The sequence below is a fragment of the Microbacterium sp. EG9 genome (assembly GCF_059759475.1).
This window is the reverse complement of the sequence record NZ_CM186217.1, coordinates 1,411,384-1,427,059: the sequence shown is the minus strand read 5'-3', so window position 1 is coordinate 1,427,059 and position 15,676 is coordinate 1,411,384. Positions and strand designations below refer to the sequence as shown.

At 70.6% G+C, this 15,676-nt stretch carries 15 protein-coding genes; 11 read left to right on the top strand and 4 right to left on the bottom strand.

Annotated features, from left to right (window positions below; translation table 11 throughout):
* Positions 1 to 70: 70 nt before the first annotated feature.
* Both AC6CQV_RS06660 and AC6CQV_RS06655 read right to left on the bottom strand, forming a co-directional pair.
* Positions 71 to 646: a GNAT family N-acetyltransferase gene (locus tag AC6CQV_RS06660; RefSeq protein WP_498260576.1), complete on the bottom strand. Its 576-nt coding sequence runs from the start codon at positions 644 to 646 to the stop codon at positions 71 to 73.
* Positions 643 to 1,302, bottom strand: a complete 660-nt coding sequence (locus tag AC6CQV_RS06655) for a pentapeptide repeat-containing protein (RefSeq protein WP_498260575.1) — start codon at positions 1,300 to 1,302, stop codon at positions 643 to 645. The genes AC6CQV_RS06660 and AC6CQV_RS06655 overlap by 4 nt, the downstream gene beginning before the upstream one ends.
* A gap of 242 nt (positions 1,303 to 1,544) precedes the next feature.
* Here AC6CQV_RS06655 and ileS point away from each other — a divergent pair, with 242 nt between their 5' ends.
* The 4 genes from ileS to ndk are packed head-to-tail and all read left to right on the top strand — an operon-like array spanning position 1,545 to position 7,129.
* Positions 1,545 to 4,967, top strand: a complete 3,423-nt coding sequence (ileS, locus tag AC6CQV_RS06650) for an isoleucine--tRNA ligase (protein WP_498260574.1) — start codon at positions 1,545 to 1,547, stop codon at positions 4,965 to 4,967.
* Positions 4,964 to 6,316: a bifunctional folylpolyglutamate synthase/dihydrofolate synthase gene (locus AC6CQV_RS06645; protein WP_498260573.1), complete on the top strand. Its 1,353-nt coding sequence runs from the start codon at positions 4,964 to 4,966 to the stop codon at positions 6,314 to 6,316. Before ileS ends, AC6CQV_RS06645 begins: the two co-directional genes overlap by 4 nt.
* Positions 6,304 to 6,714, top strand: a complete 411-nt coding sequence (locus AC6CQV_RS06640) for a DUF4233 domain-containing protein (protein ID WP_498260572.1) — start codon at positions 6,304 to 6,306, stop codon at positions 6,712 to 6,714. The genes AC6CQV_RS06645 and AC6CQV_RS06640 overlap by 13 nt, the downstream gene beginning before the upstream one ends.
* Before the next feature lies 1 nt (position 6,715).
* Entirely contained in the window at positions 6,716 to 7,129 is a 414-nt protein-coding gene (gene ndk / locus AC6CQV_RS06635; protein ID WP_005053482.1) for a nucleoside-diphosphate kinase, read from the top strand.
* A gap of 40 nt (positions 7,130 to 7,169) precedes the next feature.
* Here the strand turns inward: ndk and AC6CQV_RS06630 are convergent, their stop codons facing one another.
* Positions 7,170 to 7,784, bottom strand: coding sequence for a vitamin K epoxide reductase family protein (locus tag AC6CQV_RS06630; protein WP_060958552.1), 615 nt, complete (start codon positions 7,782 to 7,784; stop codon positions 7,170 to 7,172).
* A 306-nt stretch (positions 7,785 to 8,090) separates the two neighbouring features.
* On the opposite strand from AC6CQV_RS06630, the gene AC6CQV_RS06625 reads away from it, so the two are divergent.
* Positions 8,091 to 10,556 carry an Rne/Rng family ribonuclease gene (locus AC6CQV_RS06625; protein WP_498260571.1) on the top strand — a complete coding sequence of 822 codons (2,466 nt, stop codon included), beginning with the start codon at positions 8,091 to 8,093 and terminating at the stop codon, positions 10,554 to 10,556.
* Positions 10,557 to 10,559: 3 nt separating this feature from the next.
* Here the strand turns inward: AC6CQV_RS06625 and AC6CQV_RS06620 are convergent, their stop codons facing one another.
* Complete coding sequence (locus AC6CQV_RS06620; protein ID WP_060958554.1) at positions 10,560 to 10,832, bottom strand: DUF4031 domain-containing protein; 273 nt, start codon at positions 10,830 to 10,832, stop codon at positions 10,560 to 10,562.
* Positions 10,833 to 11,025: 193 nt separating this feature from the next.
* Here AC6CQV_RS06620 and rplU point away from each other — a divergent pair, with 193 nt between their 5' ends.
* The 6 genes from rplU to AC6CQV_RS06590 all read left to right on the top strand — a co-directional run bounded on the left by rplU (position 11,026) and on the right by AC6CQV_RS06590 (position 15,670).
* Positions 11,026 to 11,334 carry a 50S ribosomal protein L21 gene (gene rplU / locus AC6CQV_RS06615; protein ID WP_060958555.1) on the top strand — a complete coding sequence of 103 codons (309 nt, stop codon included), beginning with the start codon at positions 11,026 to 11,028 and terminating at the stop codon, positions 11,332 to 11,334.
* A gap of 18 nt (positions 11,335 to 11,352) precedes the next feature.
* The gene (rpmA, locus tag AC6CQV_RS06610; RefSeq protein ID WP_060958556.1) at positions 11,353 to 11,610 is read left to right on the top strand and encodes a 50S ribosomal protein L27; all 258 of its coding nucleotides are present in this window, start codon (positions 11,353 to 11,355) and stop codon (positions 11,608 to 11,610) included.
* Between the two features lie 108 nt (positions 11,611 to 11,718).
* On the top strand, positions 11,719 to 13,239 hold the full coding sequence (gene obgE, locus AC6CQV_RS06605; protein WP_498260570.1) for a GTPase ObgE: 1,521 nt from the start codon (positions 11,719 to 11,721) through the stop codon (positions 13,237 to 13,239).
* Positions 13,236 to 14,069, top strand: a complete 834-nt coding sequence (gene proB, locus AC6CQV_RS06600; RefSeq protein WP_060958558.1) for a glutamate 5-kinase — start codon at positions 13,236 to 13,238, stop codon at positions 14,067 to 14,069. Before obgE ends, proB begins: the two co-directional genes overlap by 4 nt.
* Positions 14,070 to 14,130: 61 nt before the next feature.
* Positions 14,131 to 15,402, top strand: coding sequence for a glutamate-5-semialdehyde dehydrogenase (locus tag AC6CQV_RS06595; protein WP_498260569.1), 1,272 nt, complete (start codon positions 14,131 to 14,133; stop codon positions 15,400 to 15,402).
* A 40-nt stretch (positions 15,403 to 15,442) separates the two neighbouring features.
* On the top strand, positions 15,443 to 15,670 hold the full coding sequence (locus tag AC6CQV_RS06590; protein WP_060958560.1) for a hypothetical protein: 228 nt from the start codon (positions 15,443 to 15,445) through the stop codon (positions 15,668 to 15,670).
* Positions 15,671 to 15,676 lie beyond the last annotated feature (6 nt).

The following is a 15,676-nucleotide window of genomic DNA, read 5'->3' as shown; positions in this document are numbered from 1 at the left end:
CGGATGCGGAGGAGCCGCCGGATGCCGAGGAGCCGCCAGATGCCGAGGAGCACTCACCGGCATCCCGTCCTCAGCTCTCGACATCTCCTCGCGATCGGTCGGCGCGTGACGGCGCGACCGCGCCGCGCCGCCAGCTCGCGCGATCGACGGCGAAGGCGAGGTGCGGCATGTCGACGCCGCGGTAGTGCGTCGTGAAGGTGCGCCGGACCGTCATGCCCAGCCGGATCGCGACGTTCATGGAGGCCACGTTCGTCGCCCGCACCTTCGCATACAGCTCGTCGATCGGCAGGGTGGCGAAGGCCCAGTCGCGGCATGCCGACGCCGCCTCGACGGCATACCCGCGGTGCCAGTGCGCCCGTTCGAAGAGGTAACCGACCTCCACGACCTCGTCCAGGTCGATGCGCTGACGCGTGACGCCGCACTGGCCGATCATCTCGCCGGAGTCGCGGTGGACGACGGCCCACAGGCCGTGACCGTCGTCGTGGTAGCGCTGCACCTGGCGATCGAGCCACTGCCTCGTCTCCTCCTCGGAGAACGCGCCCTCGTACGCGCGCATGGCCTGCGGATCCTGAAGAATCCGTCGAAGGGCCGGCAGGTCGTCGTCGGTCATCTCGCGGAGCTCCAGGCGTGGGGTCGCGAGGATCACGTCGCGATCCGGATGCCGAGGGCCTGGGCGAACGTCGCCGCGTGCAGTTCCGCCTGTCGGGGTTCGAGCCAGGCGCCCGTCAGGGAGCGCGCATCGGTGAACGACAACGCCTCGAGGCCGCGCAGGTCGAGATCCGCGGCGCGGAGACCGCGGGTGTCGACCTCGTCGGCCCGGCATCCCTGGAACGCGACGCGCGTCAGCCGGCCCTCGGGGAGGTCGATCGTCCCGAACCGGCAGTCGACGAAGAGCACGTCCGTCACCTCCGCCGAGGGAAGCGACAGGTAGTCGACGTGCACGCCACGCAGCACCACGCTGTCCCAGCGCGCACGGAGTCCGTCGAGCGTCGTGATGCGTCCGCCGGAGATCTCGACGTTGCGCCAGGTGCCGTCGCGGGCGATGACCTCGACGGCCCGCAGGTCGTCGACGGCCACATCGACGAGCGTCGTGCCGGTGAGATCGAGATGACCCACCGTCGCCCCGGCCAGACGCGACTCGCCGATGCGGGCGTGCGCGGCATCCACGTCGCCGCCGAGGCCGACCAGCGCGACGCCGAGCAGGTCGTCGCGGGCGTGGACGGCGGAGACCTCGTCGAGCACCGCCGGCAGGTCGGGGGCTCCCGTGCGAGGGGCGAAAGGGGTGCGGGAACGCGCGGCCATGCCTCGAGCCTACGCGGACGGTATGATGGGCTGATCAGCAACGATCCGGCCATCACCGGGGAGCTCGCGGAAGAAAGTCCCTCACGGGGCCGCTAGAACCGCGCGGGGCAGGCCCGTCACAGCCGCAGTACGAGTGGCCGCCGCCTCGCGCGTCGGCAAGCGGGGTGGTACCGCGGTCGCATGATCGTCCTCGCAGGAAGACTGCACGATTCACACGATGCACGAGCCCCTGCTGGAGTGACATGACCTACCCCCGCCCTTCGACGAGCGCCCCCACCGCCGACGGCGCCAGCGCCTTCGGGCCCGCCGCCGAGGTGTCGCCGAGCCCGCGATTCCCCGAGATCGAGCGCGACATCCTCGACTTCTGGTCGCGCGACGACACCTTCCGGGCGTCGATCGCCCGCCGTGAAGGCGCCGAGGAGTGGGTCTTCTACGACGGCCCGCCCTTCGCCAACGGCCTTCCGCACTACGGGCACCTGCTCACCGGGTACGCCAAGGACCTCTTTCCGCGCTTCCAGACGATGCGCGGCAAGAAGGTCGACCGCGTCTTCGGGTGGGACACGCACGGCCTTCCCGCCGAGCTCGAGGCCATGAAGCAGCTCGGCATCACCGAGAAGAGCGAGATCGAGCAGATGGGGATCGCCGCCTTCAACGCGAAGGCGCGCGAGTCGGTGCTCGAGTACACGCAGCAGTGGGAGGACTACGTCACCCGCCAGGCGCGCTGGGTCGACTTCGAGCGCGGCTACAAGACGCTCGACACGGGCTACATGGAGTCGGTGCTGTGGGCCTTCAAGGGTCTGTGGGACAAGGGGCTCGCCTACGAGGGCCACCGCGTGCTGCCCTACTGCTGGCGCGACGAGACGCCACTGTCCAACCACGAGCTGCGGATGGACGACGACGTGTACAAGATGCGTCAGGACCCGTCGGTCACCGTCACCTTCCCGCTCGTCGGGGTGAAGGCGGAGAGCCTCGGGCTCACCGGCGTCCGCGCCCTCGCGTGGACGACCACCCCCTGGACCCTCCCGACCAACCTCGCTCTGGCCGTCGGGCCCGAGATCGAGTACGTCGTGGTCCCCGGCGGGCCGCAGGGCGCCGCCGACGTCCCGGCATCCGGCGACGACGAAGGCGCCACGGCGCACCGCTACCTGCTCGCCTCCGACCTCCTCGGCGGCTACGCGAAGGACCTCGGCTACGAGAACGCCGCCGATGCGGCCGAAGCGGTGGAGCGGACGATCCGGGGTGCGGAGCTCGCGGACGTGCACTACGACCGCCTGTTCGACTACTACGCGGATGCCGAGGTGTGGGGGACCGGCACGGCCTGGCGCATCCTCGTCGACGACTACGTGAGCACCACCGACGGCACGGGCATCGTGCACCAGGCGCCCGCCTACGGCGAGGACGACCAGCGGATCACCGAGGCCGCCGGCATCCCGCTCATCATGAGCCTGGACGACGGCGGACGCTTCCTGCCCCAGGTCGCGGACGTGGCCGGCGAGCTCTGGATGGACGCGAACCGTCCGCTGATCCGGCTGCTGCGCGCGGAGGGACGACTGCTGCGCGAGGCCTCCTACGAGCACTCCTACCCGCACTGCTGGCGGTGCCGGAACCCTCTGATCTACAAGGCCGTCTCCAGCTGGTTCGTGCGCGTGACCGCGATCAAGGACCGGCTCATCGAGCTCAACGAGCAGATCACCTGGGCACCGGAGAACGTCAAGCACGGCCAATTCGGCAAGTGGCTCGAGGGCGCGCGCGACTGGTCCATCAGCCGCAACCGCTTCTGGGGCTCGCCGATCCCGGTCTGGCGCAGCGATGACCCGGAGTACCCGCGGGTCGACGTCTACGGATCTCTGGCCGAGCTGGAGCAGGACTTCGGACGCCTTCCGCGCAATGCGCAGGGCGAGGTCGATCTGCACCGTCCGTACATCGACGAGCTGACCCGACCCAACCCCGACGACCCGACCGGACAGAGCACGATGCGCCGCATCGAGGACGTGTTCGACGTGTGGTTCGACTCGGGCTCGATGCCCTACGCGCAGGTGCACTATCCGTTTGAGAACCGCGAGTGGTTCGACGAGCACGCGCCGGCCGACTTCATCGTGGAGTACATCGGTCAGACGCGTGGCTGGTTCTACGTCATGCACGTGCTCTCCGGCGCGCTGTTCGACCGGCCCGCCTTCACGGGCGTCGCCTGCCACGGCATCGTGCTCGGCAGCGACGGCCAGAAGATGAGCAAGTCGCTGCGCAACTACCCCGACGTCAGCGAGGTGTTCGATCGCGACGGCTCCGACGCGATGCGCTGGTTCCTCATGGCCTCGTCGGTGCTGCGCGGCGGCAACCTGATCGTCACGGAGGAGGGCATCCGCGCGGGCGTCCGCGAGTTCCTGCTGCCGCTGTGGAACACGTGGTACTTCTTCGCGACCTATGCGAACGCCGCGACCGCCGACGGATACGAGGCGCGCTGGCGCACCGACTCGACGAACGTGCTGGACCGCTACATCCTCGCCCTCACCGGCGACCTCGTGCGCGGTGTCGCCGCCGACCTCGAACAGCTCGACTCGACGACGGCCGCGGCGAAGCTCCGCGACTTCGCGGAGGCGCTCACCAACTGGTACGTGCGTCGCTCGCGCGACCGGTTCTGGGTCGGGGTGACCGACGACGAGGCGTCGACCGAGGCCTTCGACACCCTGTACACGGTGCTCGAGACGCTCACGCGCGTCGCCGCACCGCTGATCCCGCTCGTGTCCGAGCGCGTCTGGCAGGGGCTCACCGGGGGCCGCAGCGTGCACCTGGAGGACTGGCCCGACGCCGACGCGTTCCCCGCCGCCACCGACATCCGCACGGCGATGGACGCCGTGCGCGAGGTGTCCAGCGTCGCGAACGCGCTCCGCAAGAAGGAGGGCAAGCGGGTGCGCCTGCCGCTTCCGCGTCTCACGGTCGTCGTGCCCGACGCGCGCGCCCTGGCGCAGTTCGAGGACATCGTCCGCGAGGAGCTGAACGTCAAGGCCGTGGAACTGGTGGAGCTGGAGGCCGGCACCGCCGCGGAGTTCGGCATCACGCACCGCCTCTCGGTGAACGCGCGTGCCGCCGGCCCCCGCCTCGGCAAGCAGGTGCAGCAGGTCATCGGCGCCGCGCGCGCCGGCGAGTGGAGCGAGTACGACGGCGTCGTGACGGTCGGCGGCATCGCCCTCGAGCCGGGCGAGTACGACCTGGTGCTCGAGACGGCGGGGCGTCCCGAGGGGGAGGCGCTCGCCGTGCTTCCGGGCGCGGCCGACCGCCAGGGCGGGTTCGTGCTGCTGGATACGACGACCACGCCCGAGCTGGAGGCCGAAGGACTCGCCCGCGACACGATCCGCGCCGTGCAGGACACCCGCAAGGCGGCCGGGTTCGACGTGAGCGACCGCATCCGCCTGCAGCTGCTGTTCGAGGCGCGCGAGGATGCCGACGCGGTGGCGTCGGCGTTCGGGGCGGCGGATGTCGCGGGGGAGACGCTCGCCCTCGACTACGCCGTGGTCGATCCCAACGGCACGGCGCTGCTCGGCGAGGGCTCGGTGCTGGCCGCGGCCGAAACGATCGACGCCGACCACACCGCGCTGATCGCCGCGGGCACCTATGCCAACACCGGCGCCTTCACGGTGGCCGTCACCCGGATCGGAGCAGACTCGTGAGCGATCGCAACCGCGCCGACGCCGTCTACCGCGCCCTGCTCACCCGACAGGGCGAGCAGTGGGTGCAGCCGCGCGTCGAACGCACGCGTCGGGTCCTCGAGCTGCTCGATGACCCCCAGCGCACCTACCGCGTCGTTCACGTGACGGGCACCAACGGCAAGACCTCCACGAGCAGGATCATCGAGTCCATCGTCCGCGCGCACGGCCTGCGGACCGGCCTGTTCACGAGCCCGCACCTGGAGCGCTTCACGGAGCGCATCATGATCGACGGCGAGCCCATCGACGACGGACTCATCGCCGACGCGTGGGACGAGATCGCTCCCATCGTCGATCTCGTGGATGCGGAGCTCGCGGCATCCGACGACGCCGCCCTCACCTTCTTCGAGCTGCTCACGGTGCTGGCCTTCGTCGCGTTCGCCGACGCCCCGGTCGACGTCGCGGTCGTCGAAGTCGGCATGGGCGGCACGTGGGACTCCACCAACACGGCGGACGGCGATGTGGCGGTGATCGCCCCGATCGACCTCGACCACGCCGACAAGCTCGGACACACCATCGCCGAGATCGCGACGGTCAAGGCGGGCATCATCAAGCCCGGCGCCGCCGTGGTGTCGGCGCAGCAGGATGCGTCGGCACTGGCGGCCCTCACCGACGCCGCCGCCGCGCGCGACGCCTCGCTCGCGGTGGAGGGCTCGGCGTTCGGGTTGACGAGTCAGCGCCTGGCGGTCGGCGGCCAGCAGCTCGCCGTCCGCGGCCTCGCCGCCGCCTATGACGACCTCTACCTGCCGCTGTACGGCGCCCACCAGGGACACAACGCCGCGCTGGCGATCGCCGCGGTCGAATCGCTCATCGGCGCCGGCGTGCAGCCGATCGCCCCCGACGTGCTCACCGACGGACTCGCGCAGGTGACCTCTCCCGGTCGCCTGCAGCTGATCGGGGTCGCTCCCACGGTGCTCGTCGACAGCGCGCACAACCCGCACGGCGCCCGCGCGCTGGTCGCGGCGCTGGGCGACTCGTTCGACTTCGACGAGTGGGGGATCGTGTTCGGCGCCTTCGGCGACAAGGACACGGCCGGAATCGTGTCGACGCTCGCCCCCGCGGCCGCGCACGTCTTCGTCACCGCGCCGGATTCCGAGCGCGCCGCCGACCCGGAGGCGCTGGCCGATCTGGTCGAGGCCGTCGGCATCCCCGTCACGGTCCACCCCGCCCTGGCGTACGCGGCCGAGGCGGCACGCGAGTGGGCATCGGGTTCGGAGCGGCGTGCCGTGGTCATCGCCGGCAGCGTCGTGCTCGCCGGTGAGGCCCTGCAGCTCGCTGCGGATGAGGACTGGAAGAGCGGATGGCGCGCGTGAGCGGGCGCGTGCGCCGCGCTCGGGGCGCCGAGGAGTCGCTCGCGCAGGTGGTGCTCGGGTTCGAGTCGATCATCGTCTTCCTCGGCGGCCTCGCCGTCTACGGCTTGAACGCCCTCCCTGCCGGCATCGCCTCGTGGTGGGGGATCGTCGCGGGTTCCGTGCTGGCGGTGCTCATGATCGCGACGACCGGCGTCGTCCGCTTCCGGTGGGGTATCGTGCTCGGCTGGCTCTGGCAGGCGCTCATCGTGCTGGGCGGGTTCATCGTGCCGGCCCTCGTGATCGTCGGCGTCATTTTCGGTGGGATGTACGCGTATGCGACGATCAAGGGCAGAGCGCTCGATCGCCGCAATGCCTCGCGCGCGCACGCTTCCTCCCCGCACGCCCCGAACGGAGAATGACATGCCCACCGAAGAAACCCTCGTCCTCGTCAAGCCGGACGGCGTCGCACGCGGTCTCACCGGCGCGATCCTCGCCCGCATCGAGGCGAAGGGCTACGCCCTCGTCGACATCAAGCTCGTCGAGCCCGACCGCGACGTGCTCGAGCAGCACTACGCGGAGCACGCCGGCAAGCCCTTCTACGAGCCCCTGCTCGAGTTCATGCTGTCCGGGCCGTCGGTCGCCATCCGCCTCGCCGGCAACCGCGTGATCGAGGGCTTCCGTTCGCTGGCGGGCACGACCGATCCCACGACGGCCGCCCCCGGCACCATCCGCGGCGACTTCGGACGCGACTGGGGCCTGAAGGTTCAGCAGAACCTCGTGCACGGCAGCGACAGCCCCGAGTCCGCCGCACGCGAGCTCGCGATCTGGTTCTGAGCCGGTGGCCGGCGCTGCCGGCCACCGCTTTCGGCGTCGATCAGAAGATGACGTCGATCAGCTGAGGGATCGCGTCGAGGCGCAGCTGCGCCAACAGCAGCACGACGGCGTAGGTGACGAACGCCATCAGCGGCACCCACGCGCTCAGCGCCGTGCCGACGGCGCGGACACGGGCGTTGTCGGAGACCACTCCCGATCGCAGGAGATGGACGGCGACCGCGTAGAACGTCGGGATCGTCACGAGCCATGTGACCATGCACCACGGGCAGAGCGTGCCCAGGATGTAGATGCTCTGGCTGATGAGCCAGATGACGAATCCGAACGCGAAGGTGATCCCCGCGAAGAAGGTCCACCAGAACCATCGGGCGAAGCGGGCGCCCGCGAGGATCGCCATCCCCACGACGATGGGCGCCATCCATCCCGTCAGCCCGATGATCGGGTTCGGGAACCCGAACGCGCTGCCCTGCGGCGAGTTCAGGTTCGCGCTGCACTGCACCACGATGCTGAAGTCGCAGGATGCCGCGACCGTCGAGTCCGCGACCTTGTCGAACTTCTCGAGCGTCAGGGCGAAGGCGGCGATCCATCCGATCGCTCCGGCGATCACCAGCCAGATCGCGAGGATTCTCGGGCGACTGTCGATCGTGCGTGAGGCCATGACGGCGATTATCGCATCCATGTGCATGAGGTCCGCTGGGTCCACTCCGACGGAACACGCGATGCTCGGCGGCGCCTCTGCTCAATCCTCACGAGAAGATGCGATAATGGGGGCCGATGCATCGCGGCCGCGCCGCAACCGGCATCACCGAAGACTTCGGGCGATGAACGCCCTTGGCAGCACGAGCCCCGCCGACGAGCGGGTGAGGCTGCAGACCGAGTGAGTACGCGGTTCCCCGGCACCCGGGTGAGGCCGCCAGAGTTCACCCGCCGGCACGCGGAGCCGGCGGCGAGGAGTAAGCCAGAGATGGCCGATGACAACAACGATCAGTCCACCATCGCCGCGGACGGGGCGCTGAACGCCCCCGAATCCACCGCTGCGACCGCCCACGAGCCGGCCGACGTCGAGGTGGCCCCCGCGGCGACCGAACCGGCCGCCGAGACGTACGCGGAGCCCGAGACGTCCGCGGAGCCCGAGACGTCCGCTGCAGACACCGCACCCGAGGCTGCTCCTGCGGACGCGGCTCCCGCAGAGGCCGCTCCTGCGGAGGCCGACGCGGCGCCGACGGAGGCCGAGGCGCCCGAGACCCCCGCGTCCGACACGCCCTCGGTGGAGGCGACCGAGTCCGCCGCGGCCGAGGAGCCCGCCAAGGACGAGCCCCTCACCGCGGTCAGCCTGGGGCTGCTGCCCGCCGACTTCGTCTCGGCGGTCTCCACCCAGCTCGTCTTCTACGCGCCCGCCATCGCGCCGCTCCCGCCGCGCCCGGGTGCGCGGCCCGAGAGCCGCGACGAGCGCGAGGAGCAGGGGCCCGACAGCGGCTCCAGCGCACGCCGGCGCAACCGTCGGCGCGGGGGAGGCGGCTCGGCATCCGACGCCGACGACGCGCCCCGCGAGCAGAACCAGCCGCGCCGCCGCGCCGTCGAGCTCATCACCGAGCCCCAGCGCATCAAGGGCTCGACGCGCCTGGAGGCGAAGAAGCAGCGCCGTCGCGACGGCCGCGAGGCCGGCCGCCGTCGCACCGTCGTCACGGAGGCGGAGTTCCTCGCCCGGCGCGAAGCCGTCGACCGCGACATGATCGTCCGCTCCAAGAACGGTCGCATCCAGATCGCCGTCCTGGAGGACAACGTGCTCGTCGAGCACTACGTCGCCCGCAGCCAGGAATCGTCGCTCATCGGCAACGTCTACCTCGGTCGCGTGCAGAACGTGCTCCCGAGCATGGAGGCGGCCTTCGTCGACATCGGCCGCGGCCGCAACGCGGTGCTGTACTCGGGCGAGGTGGACTGGGACGCCGTCGAGACCGGCAACCAGCCGCGACGCATCGAGCTCGCCCTCAAGAGCGGCGACCGTGTGCTCGTGCAGGTCACGAAGGACCCGGTGGGCCACAAGGGCGCCCGCCTGACGAGCCAGATCTCCCTTCCCGGCCGCTACCTCGTGTACGTCCCGGGCGGCGCGATGAACGGCATCTCCCGCAAGCTCCCCGACACGGAGCGGGCCCGCCTCAAGCGCATCCTGAAGGATGTCCTTCCGGAGTCGAGCGGCGTCATCGTGCGGACGGCGGCCGAGGGCGCCACCGAGGAGCAGCTGACCCGCGACGTCCAGCGCCTCACAGCGCAGTGGGAGCACATCTCCACGCAGGTCGAGACGATCGGCGCCCCCGCCCTGCTGCACTCCGAGCCGGACCTGCTGGTGAAGATCGTCCGCGACGTCTTCAACGAGGACTTCTCGAAGATGCTCATCCAGGGCGAGGACGCCTACCAGACCATCACGGCCTACCTCGCGGGTGTCGCGCCCGACCTGCTGGAGCGCGTCGAGAAGTACGAGGACGACCAGGATCCCTTCGATCGGTTCCGCGTGACCGAGCAGATCGAGAAGGCTCTCGACCGCAAGGTGTGGCTGCCGTCGGGCGGTTCGCTCGTCATCGACCGCACCGAGGCGATGACGGTCGTCGACGTCAACACCGGCAAGTTCGTCGGCTCCGGCGGCAACCTCGAAGAGACCGTCACCAAGAACAACCTCGAAGCGGCCGAGGAGATCGTCCGACAGCTCCGGCTGCGCGACATCGGCGGCATCATCGTCGTGGACTTCATCGACATGGTGCTCGAGTCCAACCGCGATCTCGTGCTCCGCCGCCTCGTGGAGTGCCTCAGCCGCGACCGGACCAAGCACCAGGTCGCCGAGGTCACCTCGCTCGGCCTCGTGCAGATGACCCGCAAGAAGCTGGGGTTGGGTCTGCTCGAGACCTTCAGCGAGCCCTGCGAGGTCTGCGCCGGCCGTGGCGTGATCGTGCACCACGACCCGGTGGTCAAGCACCGCGGCTCGCAGGCTCCGTCCTCCAACGGCGGTCGCCGCTCGCGTCAGAGCGCGCCCGCCGGCGGCAACGGCGCCAGCGCCAACGGAGGCACGCACGTGATCACGGAGAGCGCGAAGTCCGCGCTCGCGCAGATCGCCGCCTCCACGATCCACACGACGGCCGAGGATGCCGCGGCGCAGGCCGACGCGACGCCCGTGATCACGCTGCCCGACCCGGAGAACGACGCCGCCGCCGAGCGCCCCAAGCGCCCGCGCAAGAAGCGCGAGCCCTCCACGCGCGCGACGGCCGAGAAGAAGACCGAGAAGGACATCCTCCTCGACTCGGTCCTCAGCGCCCTTCCCGAGCCGAAGGCGCCGGGACAGGGACGCGGTCGACGCCGCGTGACCACGGCTGCACTCACCGGCACGCCGGTGGCGGCGACGCCCGCGGGGGAGTCCACGGAGGCCGCGTCGGGCGAGTGAGCCTCAGCTCTCGCGGCGCTCGCGGGCGGTGATCCGCAAGCCCGACGCGATGAGGCGCTTGACCAGCTCGTGGCCGCTGACGTGCTCCGCACCGGCGGCCACGAGACGGTCGAGCGCGTCCTCCGGGACGTCGTAGTGATCGCGGTCGAATCCGCGACGGGGGATGCCGTTGGCCGCGGCGAAGGCGTGGAGCTCCTCGAGGTCGCTGTCGCTGACCAGATGCGCCCAGAGCCGCCCATGGGCCGGCCAGCGGGGGTCATCGATGAGGATCGCCATGCCCGCAGTCTAGGTCGACGCGCGACACGCCTCACTCTGCTTTTGCCGATGTCCCCGGCATCCGGTAAAGTAGACCCTTGGTGCGTCGAGTTCCGCCTCCGCACTGGATGTTTGGGCACGACCTTCCCGGGACGTGCTCGTCCCATGAAGACAGCCGGAGCCGCAGGTTCCGCAGAAGAAAAACAGGTGTGAAGTGGTTTACGCAGTTGTGCGCGCCGGTGGCCGTCAGGAGAAGGTGGAGGTCGGCACGATCGTCGTCCTCGATCGTCAGCAGGCCAAGGTCGGCGAGAAGCTCGAGCTGCCCGCGGTGCTGCTCGTCGATGGCGACGCCGTGACGACCGACGCCGACAAGCTCGCGAAGGTGACCGTCACCGCCGAGGTCCTCGGCGAGGAGCGCGGTCCGAAGATCGTCATCCAGAAGTTCAAGAACAAGACCGGCTACAAGAAGCGCCAGGGCCACCGTCAGGACCTCACGCGCGTCAAGATCACCGGCATCAAGTAAGCGGAAGAGGCAGACGAGATGGCACACAAGAAGGGCGCAAGCTCTACCCGTAACGGTCGTGACTCCAACGCCCAGCGACTGGGCGTGAAGCGCTTCGGCGGCCAGCAGGTCCTCGCCGGCGAGATCCTCGTCCGCCAGCGCGGCACGCACTTCCACCCGGGCGCCAACGTCGGCCGCGGTGGAGACGACACGCTGTTCGCCCTCGCCGCGGGTGCGGTCGAGTTCGGCAGCAAGGGCGGCCGCAAGGTCGTCAACATCGTCGCCGCAGCGGAGTGACCGCGCGGTCGACCACAGACATGAGGTGAGGGGCGGGCTTCGGCTCGCCCCTCCTTCTTTACCACCGAGATCCACCCCCACTTCGACCCATCCCGTCAGGAGACCGACATGGTGACCTTCGTCGATCGAGTGACGCTCCATCTGCGAGCCGGCAAGGGCGGCAACGGCTGCGTGTCCGTCCGCCGCGAGAAGTTCAAGCCGCTCGCCGGTCCCGACGGCGGCAACGGCGGTCACGGCGGCGACATCGTGCTCGTCGCCGATCCGCAGGTGACCACGCTGCTCTCGTACCACCACTCGCCGCACCGCTCCGCGGGCAATGGCGGCTTCGGCATGGGCGACAACCGCTCGGGCGCCGCGGGCGAGAGCCTCGAGCTCGCCGTCCCCGTCGGCACCGTGGTGAAGGATGCCGACGGCGAGACCCTGACGGATCTCATCGTCCCCGGCACCCGCTTCGTCGTCGCCCCGGGCGGCCAGGGCGGTCTCGGCAACGCCGCCCTCGCCAACCCCAAGCGCAAGGCGCCGGGGTTCGCGCTGCTCGGAACACCGGGCTGGGAGGGCGACGTCCTCCTCGAACTGAAGACGGTGGCCGACGTGGCCCTGGTCGGCTTCCCGTCTGCGGGAAAGTCGAGCCTCATCGCCGCAGTGTCCGCAGCACGGCCGAAGATCGCGGACTACCCGTTCACGACCCTGCATCCGAACCTCGGCGTCGTCCAGGCGGGGGAGACCCGCTACACCGTCGCCGACGTGCCCGGCCTCATCGAAGGGGCCAGCGAGGGCAAGGGGCTCGGACTGGAGTTCCTGCGCCACGTGGAGCGCTGCACCGCCCTGGTGCACGTGCTCGACTGCGCGACCCTCGAGCCGGGCCGTGACCCGCTGAGCGACCTGGACGTCATCCTCGAGGAGCTCGGCAACTATCCGGTGCCCGAGGGGCAGACGCCTCTGCTCGAGCGCCCGCAGCTCATCGCGCTGAACAAGGTCGACGTGCCCGAGGCGAAGGATCTCGCCGACCTCGTCCGCCCCGAGCTCGAGGAGCGCGGCTACCGCGTGTTCGAGATCTCGACCGTGAGCCACGAGGGTCTGCGTCGGCTCACCTTCGCCCTCGGCGACATCGTCGCCGCGCACCGCGCGCACCTGGCCGAGACCCCGGTGGCGGAGCGGATCGTCATCCGACCGAAGGGCGCCGACAAGGACTTCGAGATCCGGGTCGAAGGCGGCACCTACGGCAACGTCTACCGCATCCTCGGCGACAAGCCGCTGCGCTGGGTGCAGCAGACCGACTTCCAGAACGAGGAGGCCGTCGGCTTCCTCGCGGACCGCCTCGAGAAGCTCGGTGTCGAGGACGAGCTCTACCGCGTCGGCGCGGTCGCCGGCTCGACCGTCGTCATCGGCCCCGGCGACGGGATCGTGTTCGACTGGCATCCGTCGCTCTCGTCGGCGGCCGAGCTCATGACGGCGCCCCGCGGCACCGACCCGCGTCTGGACTTGAACCCGCGACGCACCACGTCGCAGCGACGCGAGCGGTATCACGAGCGCATGGACGCCAAGGCGGAAGCGCGCGCCGACCTCGAGGCCGAGCGCCTCGGCGGCGCGGCGGACGCGTACCAGTGGGAGGACGACGAGGAAGCGTGAGCGTGCAGGACCGGTCACAGATCGCAGGAGCGCAGCGGGTCGTCGTGAAGGTCGGCTCGTCGTCGATCAGCGGCGAGAACCACTACCGCATCGAGTCCATCGTCGACGCCCTCGCCGCGGCGCGCGCGCGGGGCACGCAGGTCGTGCTGGTCTCCTCCGGCGCGATCGCGACCGCACTGCCCTTCCTGCACCTCGAAGGGCGGCCGTCCGACCTCGCGACCCAGCAGGCCGCCGCGGCGGTCGGCCAGAACGTGCTGATGTGGCGTTATCAGACCTCGCTCGACCGGCACGGGATGCTGGCGGGGCAGGTGCTGCTGACCGCCGGCGACCTCGAGAACCCGGCTCACCGCGCCAACGCGCGCCGTGCCGTCGACCGGCTCCTCGGGCTGGGCGTGCTCCCGATCGTCAACGAGAACGACACGGTCGCCACCCACGAGATCCGCTTCGGCGACAACGACCGGCTCGCTGCACTCGTCGCCGAGCTGATCGGCGCCGACGCGCTGGTGCTGCTCAGCGACATCGAGTCGCTGTACACGCGACCGCCGTCCGAGCCCGGGGCCGAGGCCATCTCCACCGTCGACTTCGGCGACGATCTCAGCCGGTACGAGTTCGGCTCGGTGGTCGTCAACAGCGTCGGCACCGGCGGTGCGGCGACGAAGGTCTCGGCCGCGCGTCTGGCTGCCGCTGCCGGGGTGGGCGTGCTCGTCACGAGCGCCGACCTCGTCTCGTCCGCGCTGTCGGGCGCCGACGTCGGCACCTGGTTCGCCCCCAATCCGGTCGCCCCGGTGCGCAGCGGCACGACGCCGATGCCGACCGTCCCCTCGGCGTGACCCGGCATCCGCGCGATGCCGGACGACCGAGACGGCTGGTCGGCCTCGATACACTGAGCGGATGACCACTCCCACCGTCTCTGTCGCCGCCGGCGCCCGCGAGCGCATCGAACGCGCGCACGACGCCGCGCGGAGCATCGGACTGCTGACCGACGTCGAGAAGGCCGAAGCTCTCCGGGCCATCGCCGCGGCGATCGAGGCCGCCTCGGCGGACATCGTCGCCGCGAACGCCGACGACCTCGAACGGGGCATCCGCGACGGTCTGACGGACGGCCTGCGCGACCGCCTCCGGCTCGACGCCTCGCGTGTGCAGGCCCTGGCCGACGCGGTGCGCGACGTCGCCGAGCTGCCCGATCCCGTCGGACGCGTGCTCGACGAGCGCACGCTGCCGAACGGGGTGCACCTGCAGAAGGTCTCCGTCCCCTTCGGCGTGGTGGGATCCATCTATGAGGCGCGTCCCAACGTCACCGTCGACATCGCGGCGCTCGCGCTCAGGTCGGGCAACGCCGTCGTCCTGCGCGGCGGCACGGCGGCGCTGGCCACCAACGCCGCCCTCGTCGCGGCCATGAGATCGGCCCTCGCCGACCGAGGCATCGATCCCGAGGCCATCCAGACGGTCGACGAGTTCGGCCGCGACGGCGCCCACGCCCTCATGCAGGCCCGCGGACTCGTGGACGTGCTGGTTCCTCGGGGGAGCGCCCAGCTCATCGAGACCGTCGTCACGCAGTCGGCGGTGCCCGTCATCGAGACGGGAGCGGGCGTCGTCCACATCGTGCTCGACTCGTCCGCGCCGCTGGAGTGGGCCCAGCAGATCGTCGTCAACGCAAAGGCGCAGCGGCCCAGCGTGTGCAACGCCGTCGAGACGGTCCTCGTCGTCCGCGACGCCGCCGACCGGCTCGTACCGCCGGTCGCCGCCGCACTGCAGGATGCCGGTGTCACCATCCACGGCGACGACGCGGTCCGCGCCCTCGTCGCGGATGCCGTGGCGGCCACCGACGCGGATTGGTCGACGGAGCACATGAGCCTCGACCTGTCGATGCGCGTCGTCGACGACCTCGACGAGGCCCTGGAGCACATCCGCCGCTACTCGACGCACCACACCGAGTCGATCGTGACGGCGGACGACGCGCACGCCGAGCGCTTCCTGGCCGAGGTCGACTCCGCGGTCGTCATGGCCAACGCCTCGACCCGGTTCACCGACGGCGGCGAGTTCGGCTTCGGAGCGGAAGTCGGCATCTCCACGCAGAAGCTCCACGCGCGCGGACCCATGGGCCTTCCCGAGCTCACCAGCACCAAGTGGCTGGCGCGTGGGTCCGGGCAGATCCGCGCCTGACCGCCTAAACTGGGAAGACCCGACTTTCGAAGGAGTCCGAATGACCCTCGCCACGATCCTCGCCCTCGCCTCGGCGGAGGCGGAGCACCACGGCAACGTCCAGGCCGAGACGTTCATCTTCGGCCTGATCGCGTTCATCGTGTTCTTGGCGCTCGGACTGGTGACGCTGTCGTACCGCAACGTCGCCAACCGTCACTCGCACAAGGCCGAGGCCTACGCCAAGGCGCACCCCGTCGACCAGGCGCAGGTGGGACACGGCCACCACTAGGACGGC

Excerpts from the sequence above, each read along its gene's own strand:
- AC6CQV_RS06655 (WP_498260575.1), bottom strand. The coding sequence starts at position 1,302 with ATGGCCGCGCGTTCCCGCACCCCTTTCGCCCCTCGCACGGGAGCCCCC.
- ileS (WP_498260574.1), top strand. The coding sequence starts at position 1,545 with ATGACCTACCCCCGCCCTTCGACGAGCGCCCCCACCGCCGACGGCGCC.
- AC6CQV_RS06640 (WP_498260572.1), top strand. The coding sequence starts at position 6,304 with ATGGCGCGCGTGAGCGGGCGCGTGCGCCGCGCTCGGGGCGCCGAGGAG.
- ndk (WP_005053482.1), top strand. The coding sequence starts at position 6,716 with ATGCCCACCGAAGAAACCCTCGTCCTCGTCAAGCCGGACGGCGTCGCA.
- AC6CQV_RS06630 (WP_060958552.1), bottom strand. The coding sequence starts at position 7,784 with ATGGCCTCACGCACGATCGACAGTCGCCCGAGAATCCTCGCGATCTGG.
- AC6CQV_RS06625 (WP_498260571.1), top strand. The coding sequence starts at position 8,091 with ATGGCCGATGACAACAACGATCAGTCCACCATCGCCGCGGACGGGGCG.
- AC6CQV_RS06620 (WP_060958554.1), bottom strand. The coding sequence starts at position 10,832 with ATGGCGATCCTCATCGATGACCCCCGCTGGCCGGCCCATGGGCGGCTC.
- rpmA (WP_060958556.1), top strand. The coding sequence starts at position 11,353 with ATGGCACACAAGAAGGGCGCAAGCTCTACCCGTAACGGTCGTGACTCC.
- obgE (WP_498260570.1), top strand. The coding sequence starts at position 11,719 with ATGGTGACCTTCGTCGATCGAGTGACGCTCCATCTGCGAGCCGGCAAG.
- AC6CQV_RS06595 (WP_498260569.1), top strand. The coding sequence starts at position 14,131 with ATGACCACTCCCACCGTCTCTGTCGCCGCCGGCGCCCGCGAGCGCATC.
- AC6CQV_RS06590 (WP_060958560.1), top strand. The coding sequence starts at position 15,443 with ATGACCCTCGCCACGATCCTCGCCCTCGCCTCGGCGGAGGCGGAGCAC.